At 71.6% G+C, this 14,615-nt stretch carries 12 protein-coding genes; 6 read left to right on the top strand and 6 right to left on the bottom strand.

Annotated features, from left to right (window positions below; all coding sequences use genetic code 11):
• Positions 1–63: 63 nt before the first annotated feature.
• Both Ahu01nite_RS24010 and bioD read right to left on the bottom strand, forming a co-directional pair.
• Positions 64–1,350 carry a hemolysin family protein gene (locus tag Ahu01nite_RS24010; protein WP_203838863.1) on the bottom strand — a complete coding sequence of 429 codons (1,287 nt, stop codon included), beginning with the start codon at positions 1,348–1,350 and terminating at the stop codon, positions 64–66.
• A gap of 21 nt (positions 1,351–1,371) precedes the next feature.
• Positions 1,372–2,223, bottom strand: coding sequence for a dethiobiotin synthase (gene bioD, locus Ahu01nite_RS24015; RefSeq protein WP_203838915.1), 852 nt, complete (start codon positions 2,221–2,223; stop codon positions 1,372–1,374).
• 783 nt (positions 2,224–3,006) lie between these two features.
• Here bioD and Ahu01nite_RS24020 point away from each other — a divergent pair.
• Entirely contained in the window at positions 3,007–3,564 is a 558-nt protein-coding gene (locus Ahu01nite_RS24020; RefSeq protein WP_239159086.1) for a GNAT family N-acetyltransferase, read from the top strand.
• 39 nt (positions 3,565–3,603) lie between these two features.
• Here the strand turns inward: Ahu01nite_RS24020 and Ahu01nite_RS51850 are convergent, their stop codons facing one another.
• From Ahu01nite_RS51850 to Ahu01nite_RS24045, 4 genes are all read right to left on the bottom strand, one after another.
• On the bottom strand, positions 3,604–3,795 hold the full coding sequence (locus Ahu01nite_RS51850; RefSeq protein ID WP_369076637.1) for a DUF2716 domain-containing protein: 192 nt from the start codon (positions 3,793–3,795) through the stop codon (positions 3,604–3,606).
• Between the two features lie 343 nt (positions 3,796–4,138).
• Complete coding sequence (locus Ahu01nite_RS24035) at positions 4,139–5,206, bottom strand: GNAT family N-acetyltransferase (RefSeq protein ID WP_203838864.1); 1,068 nt, start codon at positions 5,204–5,206, stop codon at positions 4,139–4,141.
• Positions 5,207–5,301: 95 nt separating this feature from the next.
• A complete protein-coding gene (locus tag Ahu01nite_RS24040) occupies positions 5,302–6,060 on the bottom strand; it encodes an ACT domain-containing protein (RefSeq protein ID WP_203838865.1) in 759 nt (252 codons plus the stop codon).
• A gap of 147 nt (positions 6,061–6,207) precedes the next feature.
• Complete coding sequence (locus Ahu01nite_RS24045) at positions 6,208–7,224, bottom strand: LacI family DNA-binding transcriptional regulator (RefSeq protein WP_203838866.1); 1,017 nt, start codon at positions 7,222–7,224, stop codon at positions 6,208–6,210.
• Positions 7,225–7,294: 70 nt separating this feature from the next.
• Here Ahu01nite_RS24045 and Ahu01nite_RS24050 point away from each other — a divergent pair, with 70 nt between their 5' ends.
• The 5 genes from Ahu01nite_RS24050 (at position 7,295) to Ahu01nite_RS24070 (ending at position 14,608) form a co-directional block, all read left to right on the top strand.
• Entirely contained in the window at positions 7,295–8,062 is a 768-nt protein-coding gene (locus tag Ahu01nite_RS24050; protein WP_438874818.1) for a pyrimidine reductase family protein, read from the top strand.
• Positions 8,063–8,158: 96 nt separating this feature from the next.
• Positions 8,159–9,919: an ATP-binding protein gene (locus tag Ahu01nite_RS24055; RefSeq protein WP_438874819.1), complete on the top strand. Its 1,761-nt coding sequence runs from the start codon at positions 8,159–8,161 to the stop codon at positions 9,917–9,919.
• Between the two features lie 9 nt (positions 9,920–9,928).
• The gene (locus Ahu01nite_RS24060; protein WP_203838868.1) at positions 9,929–11,080 is read left to right on the top strand and encodes an exonuclease SbcCD subunit D; all 1,152 of its coding nucleotides are present in this window, start codon (positions 9,929–9,931) and stop codon (positions 11,078–11,080) included.
• A 70-nt stretch (positions 11,081–11,150) separates the two neighbouring features.
• Positions 11,151–13,640, top strand: coding sequence for an AAA family ATPase (locus Ahu01nite_RS24065; protein WP_203838869.1), 2,490 nt, complete (start codon positions 11,151–11,153; stop codon positions 13,638–13,640).
• Positions 13,637–14,608, top strand: a complete 972-nt coding sequence (locus tag Ahu01nite_RS24070; protein WP_203838870.1) for a hypothetical protein — start codon at positions 13,637–13,639, stop codon at positions 14,606–14,608. The genes Ahu01nite_RS24065 and Ahu01nite_RS24070 overlap by 4 nt, the downstream gene beginning before the upstream one ends.
• The last annotated feature ends 7 nt before the right edge of the window (positions 14,609–14,615 follow it).

A 14,615-nucleotide genomic window follows, 5' to 3' on the forward strand; every position in this document is an offset into this window, starting at 1 on the left:
TGGTGCGACGCGCCAATCTCGCTCCGGCGGTGTCCCAGCACGGGAATGTCGCACAAGCTGTGCTCATTCCGCGGGTTCCCGCTCGCCGGCCAGCGCGCGTAGCCGTACCCGTGTGATCGCCCTGCCGGTCACCTCGACCACCTCCGCGGTGAACTCCGGCAGCGTCACCACCTCACCCGGAGCTGTCGGGATGTGCCCCAGCGACGCCAGCACCTTCCCGGCGATCGTGGTGTAGTCACCGTCGTCGTGCCCGTTGCCGTCGAACCCGATGTCCGGCAGGTCATGGATCGGGAACGAACCAGGCATCAGCAGCGCGCCGTCCGGCTCGTGCACCACGGACTGCACGTCCCGGTCGGTCTCGTCGTAGATCTCCCCGACGATCTCCTCGACCAGATCCTCCATCGTGACGATGCCGTCGATCGCGCCGCGCTCATCCACGACCAGGGCCAGCTGCGCGCGCTCCAGCCGCAGCTGCCGCATCGCGTCGGAGACCCGCAACGTCTCGGGCAGGAACAACCCCGGCCGGGCGAACCCGTCCACCGGCCCCTGCGCGTTGACCAGCTCCCGCAGATGCACCACGCCGATCACGTCGTCCAGCCCGGCCGGTCCGACAACCGGCGCCCGCGAATGCCCGCCCGCGATCAGCTGGGTCAGCGCCTCGCTCGCCGGCAACCCCGTCGCCAGCGTCAGCACGTCCCGGCGCGGCACCAGGATCTCCCGCAGGATCCGGTCGGCGATCTCGAACGCCCCGGAGATGATGGTGCGCTGCTCCGCCGAGAAATCCTGCTGCGCGGCGACCATGTCGCGGATCTCCTCGGTGGAGACCTCCTCACGCTGTGCTTTCGGATCCACCCCGGCCAGTCGCACCACCATGTCGGTGGCCTTGCTCAAAAGCCAGATCGCCGGTCGCGAGATCGTCGAGAGCAGGTCCAGCGGGCGGGCCACGAGCAGGGCCCATCCCTCCGTACGCTGCATGGCGATCCGTTTCGGCGCCAGCTCCCCGATCACCAGTGTGATGAACGTCAGCGCGATCGTCACCAGCACGATGGACGCCGGCTCAGCGGCCGCCCCCAGAAACCCGAGCGGCTTGACCAGCGGCTTCGACAACGACACGGCAGCCGCGGCGGACGCCAGGAACCCGGCCAGCGTGATGCCGATCTGGATCGTGGCGAGAAACCTGTTCGGGTCCCGGGTCAGCCGGCCCAGCACCGGACCCGCCCTGGTGCTGCGCTCCAGCTTGTGCACCTGGCTGTCCCGCAACGAGACCAGCGCCATCTCACTGCCGGAAAAGGCCGCGTTCACCAGCACCAGGACCAGCACGAGCACAATTTGCCCGCCTATGCCATCCACGCCCAGCCTCGCTCCGTGAAGTCAGCCGGCCTCTTCGGCCCAGACCCGCCAATCATCCAGTACGCCGTAGAGCGCGGGCGTGAGCCACCCCGGCGCCGACCGGTGAAATACCCCGGGATCCATCCGGCCGGCATCCGCGGGCAGCGCCCCGATCAGATTCGGCACCAGCTCGGTCAGGTTCGCCCAGTGCACGAGCTGCGGCTCGGCCGGCCACGCCCCGAGCACCACCTTCGTCGCAACGCCCCGGCGGGCCAGCGCCTCCAGGGTCAGCGCGGTGTGATTCAACGTCCCCTGCCCCGCATGGGTCACCACGATCGTCGGCGCCCCCAGGCTCGTCGCGAGATCCGCCATGGTCCAGGCATCACCCGACGGCCGTACGCCCATCGGCACCAGCAACCCGCCGGCCCCCTCGACCAGCACCAGATCGTGCTTCTCCGCCTCGGCCCGGACAGCGTCAACCACCTCGTAGAGCTCCAACGGCTCCACCCCGCCGATCCGCGCGGCGGTCAACGGCGCCAGCGACTCCGGATAGGACGCCATCGTCCTGCAGGTGTGCGGAGCTGCCAGCCGGGTGATCAGCTCGGTATCGGTGAGGCCGCCCTGAGCCGTACCCGTCTGACCCGGCTTGACCACCGCCACCCGCAGCCCGGCCGCCTGTGCCGCCACCACGATGGCCGACGTCACCACCGACTTGCCCACCTCGACATCGGTCCCGGTGATCAACACGATCCCGCGCCACTCCCCGGCCTCCGCGGGCCGGGCTGTCGGACGCGCCGCCGGGGTGGATCCCGCTTCTGACGCCGACGCCGACGCCGACGCCGACGCGGACTTGCCGGCCGTCTCAGCCTCTGTGGAGCCGGGCCTGTCGGGCATCTCGCCCGGTGTTGCGCCGGGCTTGTCGGGCGTGGAGCCGGGCTCGCTGGGTGCAGGGTCGGGTTCGCTCGGCGTCGGGTTGGGGTTGGCCGGCCAAGGTTCGTCCGGCCAAGGTTCGTCCGGCGAGGGGGAGACCGGGATGGGGCCGCCAGGGCCGGAGGGTGTGGGTTCTTCCACCGGGTCTGGCTCCGGGTCGCCCAGTGACCACGCCGGCGTCTGTGCGTGGGAGTGCGGGCGGGGTTCCGGTCGCGGCCAGTCGGTGTCAGCTCGTGACCAGGCGGCTTCGGCCCTGGCCCGCGCGGTTCCGGCCCGGAGCTGTGCGGTGCCGGTCCTGGGCAGCGCGGTATCGGTCCTGGCCCGTGCGGTATCGGTCCGGGGCAGGGCGGTGTCGGTCCGGGGCAGGGCGGTGTCGGCTTTCGGGCGGGGAGGTGGGGAGAGGAGCTGGAAGGTGGGGTCGGGCTGGGCTTCTGGTTGGAACCAGACGTCGGGCCGGGCGGGGGTGGTCCGGTCGGTTGTCACGGTGCGTACTCCACGATCACGTTCGAGGCGCGCCCGAGGCCGCAGGCCGGGGTGCCCGGGCTCGAGAGTTGGGGACGGTCCGGCCGGTTGCGGACGTGGGGCCCGGGCGTCGCGTGCCAGCCCGTCACCGCACCCTCGCAATCAAGACACCGAACCGTTTCGCGGGCGAAACTACCACCCCCCGATGAGTAGGGTACGGGTACGGCGGCGCCGTCCACCGCCGCCCGGATCGCCCCCGCCGGGGCGCGACCACGTTGGAGCGACATGCCGGAAATCCCACCGCCCGCACTGCTGCGCGGAGCCCAGGTAACGCTCCGTCCCGCTACGCAGAGCGACGTCCCGTCCCTCGCCGCCATCCGCGCAACCCCCGAGGTCCGAGCCCGCTGGCGCGGCGACGATGACACAGCGCCGGAGATCCACGCCGCGATCGAGGACGCGGGGCTGCAGCTCCTGACCATCCTGCTCGGCGACCGGGTGGTGGGCGCGATCCAGTGGTCCGCCGAGGAGGATCCGGAATACCGGCACGCGAGCATCGACATCTTTGTGGACCCCGGTGTGCACGGTCGTGGGGTGGGCACGGATGCGGTGCGGGCGCTCACGGCGTACCTGACAGAGGTTGAAGGTTTTCATCGTCTTGTCATCGACCCGGCGGCGGACAACGCCGCCGCGATCCGCTGCTACACCAAGGTCGGCTTCCGCCCGATCGGCATCATGCGCCAATACGAACGATCCGCCGACGGCACCTGGCACGACGGCCTGCTCATGGACCTGCTCGCCACCGAGTTCGTCAGCCTGCCACCGGAAGGTCATTCACCCGTCTGACCGGCAACCAACTGGTCAGCATCGGCACCAGGACGGGCATCAGCCGCGCGCCGAAAACGCACAGCGTCTGCTCCCAGGGATGGCCGAACTGCCCTCGTCCATGTCCTCGGTCAGGAACGCGTAGTAGTCCCCATCAGGAGACACTTCGACGGGCCACGTCTCATCGTCGGCGAGGGCATGCAGGTGGGGCTGGTAGCGGTAGCGCGGATGGTGCCAGTCCAGGACGAGCAGGCGCTCGCCGGGTGGGAAGGCATGTGCCGCGACAACCCGTCCTTCAACAACGCCAGAGCCGCCTGGGTCATTGCGTAGAGGGCGATGGCATGACCGCTGCGTGGCCGGCGGCGAACCTCGGGCCCGGGTTGGTGAAGAGCGGGCTGAGATCGACCGTAGGCCGGATCGCCGGGCGCCCCCCGGCGAATGGGCCGGATACCCATCGGCGACGGTGGACCCGGGCGGGGTCCACCGTCGCCGCTCTCACCCGTCACCCGAAGGTGGCAGGAGCCTGTCGCCGTCGCCCTCAGAGCGACGGCAGTCTGTCACCGCCACCCAAGTGGGCGGCGGAAGTTTGGGGCCGTCAGCCGGACGTGGCGCGGGTTGTTCTTGATGCTGGGTGGCGTTCGGTGACGGGGAGGGTGACGCTCAGCAGGTTGCCGTCGCGGTCGCCCTGGGCGGCGCCGAAGCGGCGGAGGGTGCGGAGGGCGGCGACGTTGTCGGCGGCGATGTGGGCGACGATGGCTTCGAGGTCGGCGCGGCGGGCCCAGGCGAGGATGCGGCGGAGCAGGGCTGTGCCGATGCCGCGGCGTTGCCAGTCGTCGCCGACGAGGAGGGCTATCTCGCCGAGGTCGCCTTCGGTGAGGAGGTTGGCCATGGCGGCGACCCGTTCCTCGCCGGTGGCCGGGTCGAGGTGCATGGCCAGGAGGGTGAGGCCGGTGGCGGGCTCGAGGAGGCGGCGCAGGCGGGCGTCGGGCGGGACCGTGAGGCCGGTGAGGTAGCGGCGCTGGCGGGACTGGTCGGAGCTTTCGGTGTGGAGGCGGCGGACGCCGTCGAGGTCGTCGGCGGTGGCTTCGCGGATGAGGAGCTCGCTGCCGTCGGGGAGGAGCAGGGTGGCCTGCTCGGCGCCGCGGCGCAGGACCGCGCTGCCGACCTCGACCAGGGCCTGGGCGCGGGCGTATTCGGCCGGGGTGAAGGCGGGGGCCGGGCGGATGACCTCGTAGGTGCCGCCGGCCGGGTCGATCAGCGTCATGTGCTGCTCGTCGTAGCCGTGCAGCACCACCGTGCCGGCCGGGCGCCAGCGGACCTCGGCCGCGTCGAGCAGGGCGACCAGGGCCTCGCCGAGCGAATCCGGGTCGTGGACCAGGCGGCCGGCGAGCGCGAGGGCACGCGTTGGCTGGTCGGCCAGGCCCTGGGCCTCGGCGCGGGTGACGAAAGCCTCCCGGCCGCGGCCGCGGGCGATGGCGGCCTGCAGCTCGTGCTCCGACATGGTGTCGGGGGCGTCGACGAGGAAGTCGTCGACGGCGCCCTCCTCGGTGGTGTGCACCTGGACGGCGAGGATGTTGACCGATCGCAGGGCGAGACTCGCTGTCAGCACCGACAGGTAACCCGGCCGGTCATCGACTGTTGCCCTGATCCGCCACAACGCCATGCGTGGGCACTCCCCTCCGGATCGAGTCGCTTTCCCTGAATCGAACTTAAGCGTCTCTCGCCGGTGTTACCTGCACATTGCCTGAGCTGCGGGAACTATGAGGGGTCAATCACAGCCGATGCGACCGGTGGCACACCGGCCCGGTCGAGACGGTCGCCGAGGATCACGGCGGCGGCGCGGACGAGCTGCGCGACCCGGTCGACCTCGGTGATGTGGAACGCCGCAGCGGGCAGTCCGTCGTCGTCCGAGCGCGCGAGCACCAGGACCAGACCGGCCCGGCCGAACGGCGCCACGGCGTACTTCGTGGTGTCGGGGCCGAGCATCGGGCGGGCGCGCAGCGGGGTGACCTCGGGCAGGTGCAGCGGGGACGGGGCGCGCCAGCTCGCGTAGGCCACCGCGGGCTCGCTGCCCATGTGCATCCGCAGCGACGGCTCGTCAGCGGGCGGCCGGGGTGCGGCGGAACGCGCGGCCCAGTCGGCCGGGACCACGGCGGCTGCGGCCCAGTCGGCGGCCAGCAGGCCGGGGACGGCGTCGATCAGGGTGGCCAGGCCGTCCGCGGGGTTCGCGGCGACCTGGGCGAGCAGTTCGGCGTCGTGGCCGCCGGAGACCGGGGCGCCGATCGCCTTCCAGACGCCGTCGACCTGGACGCCGGGGATGGCCGCGAGGCCGGCGAGGAGCCGCTCGACGCGGGACGCCCCCGGCCAGACGACGGTGAAGTCGTCGACGGCCCGGCCGCCGAGCCGCTCCAGCACCACGACCTGGACGATGTCGGCTCCGGCGACGCCGAGCGTGCGCGCCACCTGGCCGAGCGCGCCAGGACGGTCCGGCAGAGTGACCCGTACCCGCAGCAACATGCAGCTCCTCCCGTCTGGAAGACGGCACGGCGGTGCCGTCCGAGATGCGCCCAGCTTGCCGGGGTGGCATTTCGCGCCGGTTGCGCCGCCGTGTCTCGGCCGTCAAGACGCATAGATATGCGCTGAATCACATTGAGACTAGGGGAGTCAGGCAGTGCCGCGACGCACCAGGTGGGTGTCGAGCAGAACATGAGAATTCTCCACCGGCTCGCGGCGGATGAGGCTGACCAGGAGCTCCGCCATGCGGCGGCCCATGTCCTCGACGGGCTGGTGCACCGTGGTGAGCGGGGGCTGGGTCTGCCGGGCGACGGGCGCGTCCTCGAAACCGACGACCTGCACGTCCTGCGGCACCCGGCGGCCGGCGTCGCGCAGTGCGCGCATGGCACCGCTGGCCATCAGGTCGGAGGCGGCGAAGACCGCGTCGAGGCCCGGCTCTCGGTCGAGCAGGGCCCGCATCGCGCCCGCGCCGCCCTCCTCGCTGAAGTCGCCGACCTCGATCAGCTCGCCACCGTGCACGGCCGCGCGGTATCCGGCGAGCCGGCCCCGACCGACCTCCATGTCCTGCGGACCGGCCACCGTGGCGATCCGCGTGGCACCGTTGGCCTGCAGGAACTCGACCGCCTGGCGGGCGCCGGAGACGTTGTCGACGTCGACGAAGAAGTCCTCGGGGTGCGGGTCCACGGGCCGGCCGCCGAGCACGAAGGGCATGCCGCGGTCGCGCAGGATCCCCGGCAGCGGGTCCTCGTCGTGCAGCGACAGCAGCAGTACGCCGTCCACGTGGTGACCCGTCAAGTGATTCACGACACGTTCACGCTGCTCGGGCGAGGCGGCCATCGCGAGCCACAGCTGCAACGGCGTCTCCATCAGGGCGGAGTTGATGCCGCGGAGCACGCCGGCGAAGAAGGGCTCGCCGAAGAGCCGCTCCTGCGACTCCGAGACCACGAGCGCCACCGAGTCGGTGCGCTGGGTCACGAGGGAGCGGGCGGCGCGGTTGGGCACGTAGCCCAGCTCCACGATGGCGGCCTCCACAGCGGCCTTGGCCTGCGGGCTGACCTGCGAAGAGCCGTTGAGGACGCGGGAGGCTGTGCCCCGGCCCACCCCGGCGCGAGCCGCGACGGCGTCGAGCGTCGGGCGTCCCGCGGAGCGGACAGGCTGCCTGGTCATGGGCGCATTATTCTCCAGCCGAACGTCGTGTGTCTGCCCGGTCCGCGTACGTACCGAATAGGGTTGGTCCATGATCTGTCCTGCCTGCCGGGAGCTGCGGCACGAGGACTGCCGGGGTGGTTCCTGGTGCGACTGTCAGCACCGGACCGGCCTCGCCATGATCCCTGATCACCTCGCGGACCGCTACCCACGGATGGCGGCGCCGACACTGCGGGTCAACTTCATCAGCAGTGTGGACGGGGCGGCGACGGTCGACGGCAAGTCCGGTGCGCTGGGTGGTCCGGGTGACAAGAAGATCTTCGACACGCTGCGGATGGTCAGCGACGCGTTGGTCGTCGCGGCCGGCACGGTGCGCGCGGAGAACTACGACGGGCTGCGGCTGAACGAGCACAGCCGCACGTGGCGCAAGGGCCAAGGTCTGCCCGAGTTCCCCCTAATGGTGATCGTCTCGGGCAGCCTCGATCTCGATCCGAAGCAGTTGGTCTTCGCCGACGCCCCGATCCGGCCGCTCGTTTTCACCCGCGCGGGCGCGGAGCCGCCGCCAGGTCTCGCCGACGTCGCCGAGATCATCGAGATGACCGATCTCGCCGGGATGGTCGCCGAGCTGCACAAGCGTGGCGCCCTGCAGATCCTGTGCGAGGGCGGGCCGCACCTGTTCGGGGCCCTGCTCAAGGAAGACCTTGTCGACGAGCTCTGCCTGACAGTCGCTCCGATGCTCGCCGGCGGCACCTCAGGCCGCATAGCAACCGGAGAAGACGGTTCGCCGCGCAAGATGTCACTGCTCAGCTCGCTCTCCGAGGACGACTATCTTTTTCTCCGGTACGCCCGGAGCCGCTAGAAGTTGTGGATAAGTCTGTGGATGACCCCCATAACTTGTGGACAACGCATGCCAACCGACGTGCCGTCCGACAACTTGTCAGACCCCTGGTGCAACATGATCGGCGTGTCTGACGAAGTTGAACTGGCTAATGACCCCGTGGGCCGAGTCCTCGGGACTGCCGACGCGACCCCGTTGCAGTTCTGGACGGCCGTGACGCCCGGCAGTTACCTGCAGCTCGACGACGTGGTCGTGACCAAGCGTGACCTGCCCGACCGCGAGCCGGTGACGATCGCCGGCGTGGTGACCCAGGTCCGGGCCCGGCACGAGGGCGCCCAGTTCGACTCGGACGTGTTCGCCATCGCCGAGGGCACCCTGCCCGCGCTGGTGCAGGAGGCCGCCGAGATCACCACCACCCGGGTCGACCCGGAGCTCTACGTGCCGCCCGCCCCCGGCGCCGTGGTGCACCGCGCGACCGGTGCCGCCCGCGACGCTGCGCTGCACTTCGACCGGATGGAGCGCCGGGTGCCGATGGGCACCGGCCGCGACGGCGTGCCCGTCTTCCTCAACGCCGACTTCCTCGACGGCACCCGCGGCGCGCACGTGTCGATCTCCGGCATCTCCGGCGTGGCGACCAAGACGAGCTTCGCGACGTTCCTGCTCTACTCGGTGTTCCGCTCCGGGCAGCTCGGCGCCGACGGCACCAACGCGCGGGCGCTGATCTTCAACGTCAAGGGCGAGGACCTGCTCTTCCTCGATCACCCCAACACCAAACTCGACGACCGGACGCGCGCCGCGTACAAACTGCTCGATCTGCCTGCGACGCCCTTCCCTGATGTCCGGGTCTACGCACCGCCGCGGGCGAACGACTCCTCGGGTGCGCCCGACGTCGCGAGCCGGCTCACCGGGGTCGACAGCTTCTACTGGACGATCGAGGAGTTCTGCGAGAAGCGGCTGCTGCCGTATGTCTTCGCGGACGCCGACGACGAGCGCCAGCAGTACACGATGGTCGTCCACTCCGTCACCGCCCACCTGGCCCGGCACGCGGTCCCCGCCGAGGGCGGCATCAGCATCGACGGGCGCCGCCTCGGGTCCTACGGCGACATGGTCGACCACATCGTCGATCAGCTCACCGACGACGAGACCCGGTCCACCTGGGCCGGCAGTGCGGTCAACATGGGCACGGTCAACGCGTTCGCGCGCCGGCTGATCGGCAGCAAGCGCGACCTGTCCCGGCTGATCCGCGGTGACCTCGCCGCGCGCCGCCCGCACCAGATCAAGACCGCGGAGAGCGCCCAGGTCACCGTCGTCGACCTGCACAACCTGCCCGACCGGGCGCAGCGCTTCGTGGTCGGTGTCACCCTCAAGACGGAATTCGAGGACAAGGAGAAGGCGGGCACCGGCCGCCCGTTGCTCTTCGTGGTCCTCGACGAGCTCAACAAGTACGCCCCCCGCGAGGGCTCCTCGCCGATCAAGGAGGTGCTGCTCGACATCGCCGAGCGGGGCCGCTCCCTCGGCGTGATCCTGATCGGTGCCCAGCAGACCGCCAGCGAGGTCGAGCGCCGCATCGTCACCAACTCCGCGATCCGCGTGGTGGGCCGGCTCGACCCGGCGGAGGCCTCCCGCCCCGAATACGGCTTCCTGCCCCCGGCGATGCGCCAGCGCGCGCTGCTGGCCCGGCCCGGCACGATGTTCGTCAACCAGCCCGACATCCCGGTGCCGCTGTGCGTGGAATTCCCGTTCCCGGCCTGGGCCACCCGAAAGTCCGAGTCCGGGCCGCCGCCGGCCGAAACGATGCGCTCCATCGTGCAGGGCGTCGACCCGTTCGCGGTCGTGGGCGGCCGCAGCGGCTCCTCGGACGACGACATTCCGTTCTAAGGTTCTGCGATGCGCATCCTGCACACCTCCGACTGGCACGTCGGGAAGGTCCTCAAGGGACGTACCCGGCACGAGGAACACATCCGGGTGCTGGGCCAGGTCGTCGACGTCGCCCGCGCCGAACGGCCCGACCTCGTCATCGTGGCCGGTGACCTCTACGACACCGCCGCGCCCTCGCCCGACGCGACCCGCGTGGTCACCCGGGCGCTGTCGGCGCTGCGCCAGACCGGGGCCCGGGTCGTGGCCATCGGCGGCAACCACGACAACGGCCAGGCCCTCGACGCGCTGCGGCCCTGGGCCGACGCGGCCGGCATCGAGCTGCGCGGCTCGGTCCGCGACAAGCCCGAGGACCTGATCCTCAAGGGCGAGACCGAGGGCGGCGAGAAGTGGCAGCTCGCTGCCCTGCCGTTCCTCTCCCAGCGATACGCGATCCGCGCCGTCGAGATGTACGACCTGACCGCCGCCGAGGCTAACCAGACGTATGCGGATCACATCGCGCGCCTGATCGCGCGGCTGAGCGAGGGCTTCTCCGAGCCCGGCGTGGTCAACCTGCTCACGGCCCACCTGACCGTGGTCGGGGCCAGCGCGGGCGGCGGCGAGCGCGAGGCGCACACCATCATGGGGTACGCCGTCCCGCCGACCGTCTTCCCGCAGAACGCGCACTATGTCGCCCTCGGTCACCTGCACCGTTCCCAGCGGGTCATCGGCCCCGGCCCGGTGCGTTACAGCGGTAGCCCCCTCGCGATCGACTTCGGCGAGGAGGAGAACGTCTGTTCCGTGGCGATCGTGGACGTCGGCGTCGACAAGGCGGCCCAGACCCGCGACGTGCCCATCACCTCGGCAAAGGCGCTCCGCACGGTGCGCGGCACCATCGAACAACTCGCCACGGTGAACCTTCCGGATGCCTGGCTCCGTGTCTTCGTCCGTGAGACGCCCCGGGTCGGCCTGCGCGAGGACGTGCAGGAGCTGCTGCCCAACGCGCTCGAGGTGCGGATCGACCCCGACATGATCCCCGACAAGTCCGGCGAGCGGATGGCCCAGCGCGCCGGTCGGTCCCCCCGCGAGCTCTTCGGCGACTACCTCGACAACAAGGGCACCGCCGAGGAAGGCGTCCGGGAACTCTTCGACGAGCTCTACGACGAGGTGAGCAGCACAAAGTGAATGAGCGAAGCGAATGCAAGTGGCTCAGTGCCCTGGCCTTATGCGCGTTCGAGCGAAGCGGGGTAAGCGGATGAGGCCTCTGCGGCTCGACATGGCCGGCTTCACGGTGTTCCGGGACGAGACCACCGTCGACTTCACCGACGCCGACTACTTCGCGCTGGTCGGCCCGACCGGCTCGGGCAAGTCGACCGTGCTCGACGCGATCATCTTCGCCCTCTACGGCACCGTCCCGCGCTGGGGCGGCAGCCGGGGGATCGTCAACGCGCTCGCGCCCTCGTCCACCGAGGCGCGGGTCCGGCTCGTCTTCGAGTCCGCCGGCTCGCGTTACGTGGCCACCCGGGTGGTGCGCCGCGACGGCCGGGGCAACGTCAAGACCGCCGGTGCCGGCCTGCAGCTGATGCCGCCGGGCTTCGACGTGACCCGGCTCGACACCGGGATGAGCCTGGACGATCTCGGCGACGTGCTGGCGGGCACCCCCGCCGAGATGGACTCCGCCGTCGTCGAGGCGGTCGGGCTGCCCTACGAGCAGTTCACCAGCTGTGTCGTGCTGCCGCAGGGCCAGTTCGCCGACTTCCTGCACGCCAAGCCTGCCACCCGCCAGCAGATCCTGGTCAACCTCCTCGGACTGCACGTCTACGAGGAGGTGCAGGCGCGGTCCACGGCGCGGGCGAGCAAGGCCGAGGCACAGCTCCAGATCGTCGACGGGGCGCTCGCCAACCTCGCCGACGCCGACGACGAGGCGGTCGAGGTTGCCGCGACCCGGCTGGCCGCCATGCGGGAGCTGACCGCCGCGGTGGAGCAGGCCGTGCCGCGCCTCAAGGCGGTTCGCGATCGGGAGGCCGAGCTCGCCGCCGCCCGGGATGCCGTCGCGCAGGAGCTCGCTCTGCTGGGCCGCGTGCGTACCCCGGAAGGAAGCGCACAGACCGCAAAAGCCGCAGCCGAGGCGCGGGTTGCTGCCGAAAAGGCGGTCGCGGAGGTGCGGTCGGCCGAAGAGCTCGAGGAGAAAGTACGAGGTGAGCTCGCTGCCGCGGGTGACGCGGGCTCGCTCGGGCTGATGCTCGACCGGCACATCGAGTTCGACCGCCTCACCGACCAGGCCGAATGGTTCGCGGGGCAGGTCTCCGTCGCCGAGGTCGAGTGCAAGGACGCCGTGGCCTCCGCCGAGCTGGCCCACCACGCCAAGCTCGGCGCCGAGCAGCTGCTGGAGCAGGCGCGGCTCGACTACGCCGAGGCGCAGGCGCTCGACCGGGCCGCCGCGCTGCGCGCCCACCTCACCGCCGGCCACGAATGCCCGGTCTGCGAGCAGCAGGTGACCACCGTGCCGCCGATGCCTGCCGGTTCCGCGGTCCAGGCCGCCGAGCAGCAGGGCAAGGCTGCCCGATCGGCCTCCGACGTCGCCGCCAACGCGTGGAAGCAGCGCGACGCCGTGGCCCGCGAGCTGGAGCGAGGCCTCGACCGCAAGCGCGCCCAGTTCGAGCATCACAAGTCGCGCCTCGCCGAGGTCAAGGCTGCCCTCGCCGACTCGCCGGGCCAGGACGCGCTCAAGACCCGGCTCGCGGAGCTGACCAAGCTCCAGCGCAAACTCGACAACGCCGGCGCGGACGTGCGTACGACCCGGGAGGCCCAGCGCCGCGCCCAGGCCGCGGTCGCCGCAGCCGAGGAGCAGCAGCGTACGGCCTGGCGGTCCTTCGACGCGGTCCGCGACGCGGTCGCCCGGTTCGCACCCCCGCCCGCCGACCGCGACGACCTGGCCGCCGCCTGGGCGACGCTGGTCGAGTGGGCCCGGCAGTCCGCCAAGGAGCGCGAGGTGGCCCGGGGCGAGGCCGCCACCGCGGTCGAGGCCGCCAACGCCGAGACCCGGCGCGCCCGCACCGAGGTGGTCGCCCTCTTCACCGACGCGGAGCTCCCGGCGCCCGCCGGTGGCGCCGACGCCGACCTGATCCGGGCGGCGGCGGTCGCGGCGGAGCGGGCGGAAGCGGCCTGGCAGCGGCTCAGCGACCGGCGCGAGGAAGCCCAGGCGTATGCGGAACAGCGCGCCGGCCTGGTCCGCGACAACCGGGTCGCCAAGGCCCTCGCCGGTCACCTGCGCGCCAACAACTTCGAGCGCTGGCTCCTCGAAGAAGCCCTGGACCTGCTCGTCGACGGCGCCTCGCGGATCCTGCGCGAGCTGACCGGCGGCCAGTACGACCTCATGCACGACAAGGGCGAGTTCTACGTGGTCGACCATCACGACGCTGGCCTGCGCCGGGGAGTGCGCACGCTGTCGGGCGGCGAGACGTTCCAGGCCTCCCTCGCGCTCGCCCTGGCCCTCTCCGAGCAGCTCGCCGGGATGTCGACCACGGCGGCCAGCCTGGAGTCGATCGTGCTGGACGAGGGCTTCGGCACCCTGGACGCTGCCACGCTCGACGTGGTCGCGGCCACCCTGGAGAACCTGGCGGCCCGCGGTGACCGCATGGTCGGCGTGGTCACCCACGTGCACGCCCTCGCGGAACGCGTCCCGGTCCGCTTCGAGGTGCACAAGGACGCCCGTACGGCACACGTGGAGAGGCTCGGCCTTTGACCAGAATGTTCGTCGACGCGTGGGACCCGTCCTACGGAGCCTCCTTCGAAGGCGGCGACGCCGCGGACGGCCCCGGCTCGCCCAGCAGCGCCCAGGTCAACACCGACGTCGAGATCCCCGCCGATCAGTGGGCCCCCGTCGACGTCCCGGCCCGGCTGAAGCCCCCGGACGTCGTCTTCCTCGTCGACGGCGTCCGCCGCAACGACGCGGGCCTCTGGACAGCCGAGGAGGACGGCCAGTCCTACGCCGGCCTGGCCGCCTCCTACGCCGCCGGCGTGGTCCGCTGCGACCTCCACAACGGCCGCGCCGAGCTCGCCGGCGCCCGCGTCGCCCGCGGCCTCTTCACCGCCAGCCCCTCCGCGGAGGACGTCACCGCGGGCTCGGTCCGCTACGAGGTCCACCGCGTCAGCGGCACGGGCGAGGCCAGCAAACTCCCCGCGGCCGTCCAGCCCCCACTGACCGCCCTCGAGATCGACATCTCCAGCGAAGCCCGCAACCACGGCTCCGACGGCGCCGACCTCCTGGTGGTCGACGGCCCGCTGCGCAACCGCCGCCAGCTGCCCCGCACCATCGGCTACGTCAAGACCCAGCAGAAGCAGTACCTCTCGGCGGCCCTGACCACGGTGGTCACCTCGCTGAAACCCGCCCAGCGCACCCCGGTCTTCGGCATGGGCACCGTCTGGGGCGGCTGGTCCTGGTACCTCCGCCTCCCCGGCGCTTCCGGCGCGCCGTGGGCCGGCATCGTCCGCATCGAATGCTCCCCGGACCTCACGCCTGACCAGGCCATCGAGCTCGCGGAGCTGTCGGCTGCCACGCTGCCCCGCTTCGCCTCCTCGGCCTACAAGGACCCCCGCGCCCCGCAGAACCTCGTCCCCATCGCCGGCCTCGAACGCCGCCTCCGCGGCATGCTCGGCGACTCCCGCGTCCTCCACCGAGCCCTGACAACCGCCACCGCCCGCCTTCGTTAACGGCCAT

Origin of the sequence: Winogradskya humida, from assembly GCF_016862215.1 — a bacterium.
GTDB classification, from domain to species: domain Bacteria; phylum Actinomycetota; class Actinomycetes; order Mycobacteriales; family Micromonosporaceae; genus Actinoplanes; species Actinoplanes humidus.

Excerpts from the sequence above, each read along its gene's own strand:
- bioD (WP_203838915.1), bottom strand. The coding sequence starts at position 2,223 with ATGCCCGACAGGCCCGGCTCCACAGAGGCTGAGACGGCCGGCAAGTCC.
- Ahu01nite_RS24020 (WP_239159086.1), top strand. The coding sequence starts at position 3,007 with ATGCCGGAAATCCCACCGCCCGCACTGCTGCGCGGAGCCCAGGTAACG.
- Ahu01nite_RS24035 (WP_203838864.1), bottom strand. The coding sequence starts at position 5,206 with ATGGCGTTGTGGCGGATCAGGGCAACAGTCGATGACCGGCCGGGTTAC.
- Ahu01nite_RS24040 (WP_203838865.1), bottom strand. The coding sequence starts at position 6,060 with ATGTTGCTGCGGGTACGGGTCACTCTGCCGGACCGTCCTGGCGCGCTC.
- Ahu01nite_RS24045 (WP_203838866.1), bottom strand. The coding sequence starts at position 7,224 with ATGACCAGGCAGCCTGTCCGCTCCGCGGGACGCCCGACGCTCGACGCC.
- Ahu01nite_RS24050 (WP_438874818.1), top strand. The coding sequence starts at position 7,295 with ATGATCTGTCCTGCCTGCCGGGAGCTGCGGCACGAGGACTGCCGGGGT.
- Ahu01nite_RS24055 (WP_438874819.1), top strand. The coding sequence starts at position 8,159 with ATGATCGGCGTGTCTGACGAAGTTGAACTGGCTAATGACCCCGTGGGC.
- Ahu01nite_RS24060 (WP_203838868.1), top strand. The coding sequence starts at position 9,929 with ATGCGCATCCTGCACACCTCCGACTGGCACGTCGGGAAGGTCCTCAAG.
- Ahu01nite_RS24065 (WP_203838869.1), top strand. The coding sequence starts at position 11,151 with ATGAGGCCTCTGCGGCTCGACATGGCCGGCTTCACGGTGTTCCGGGAC.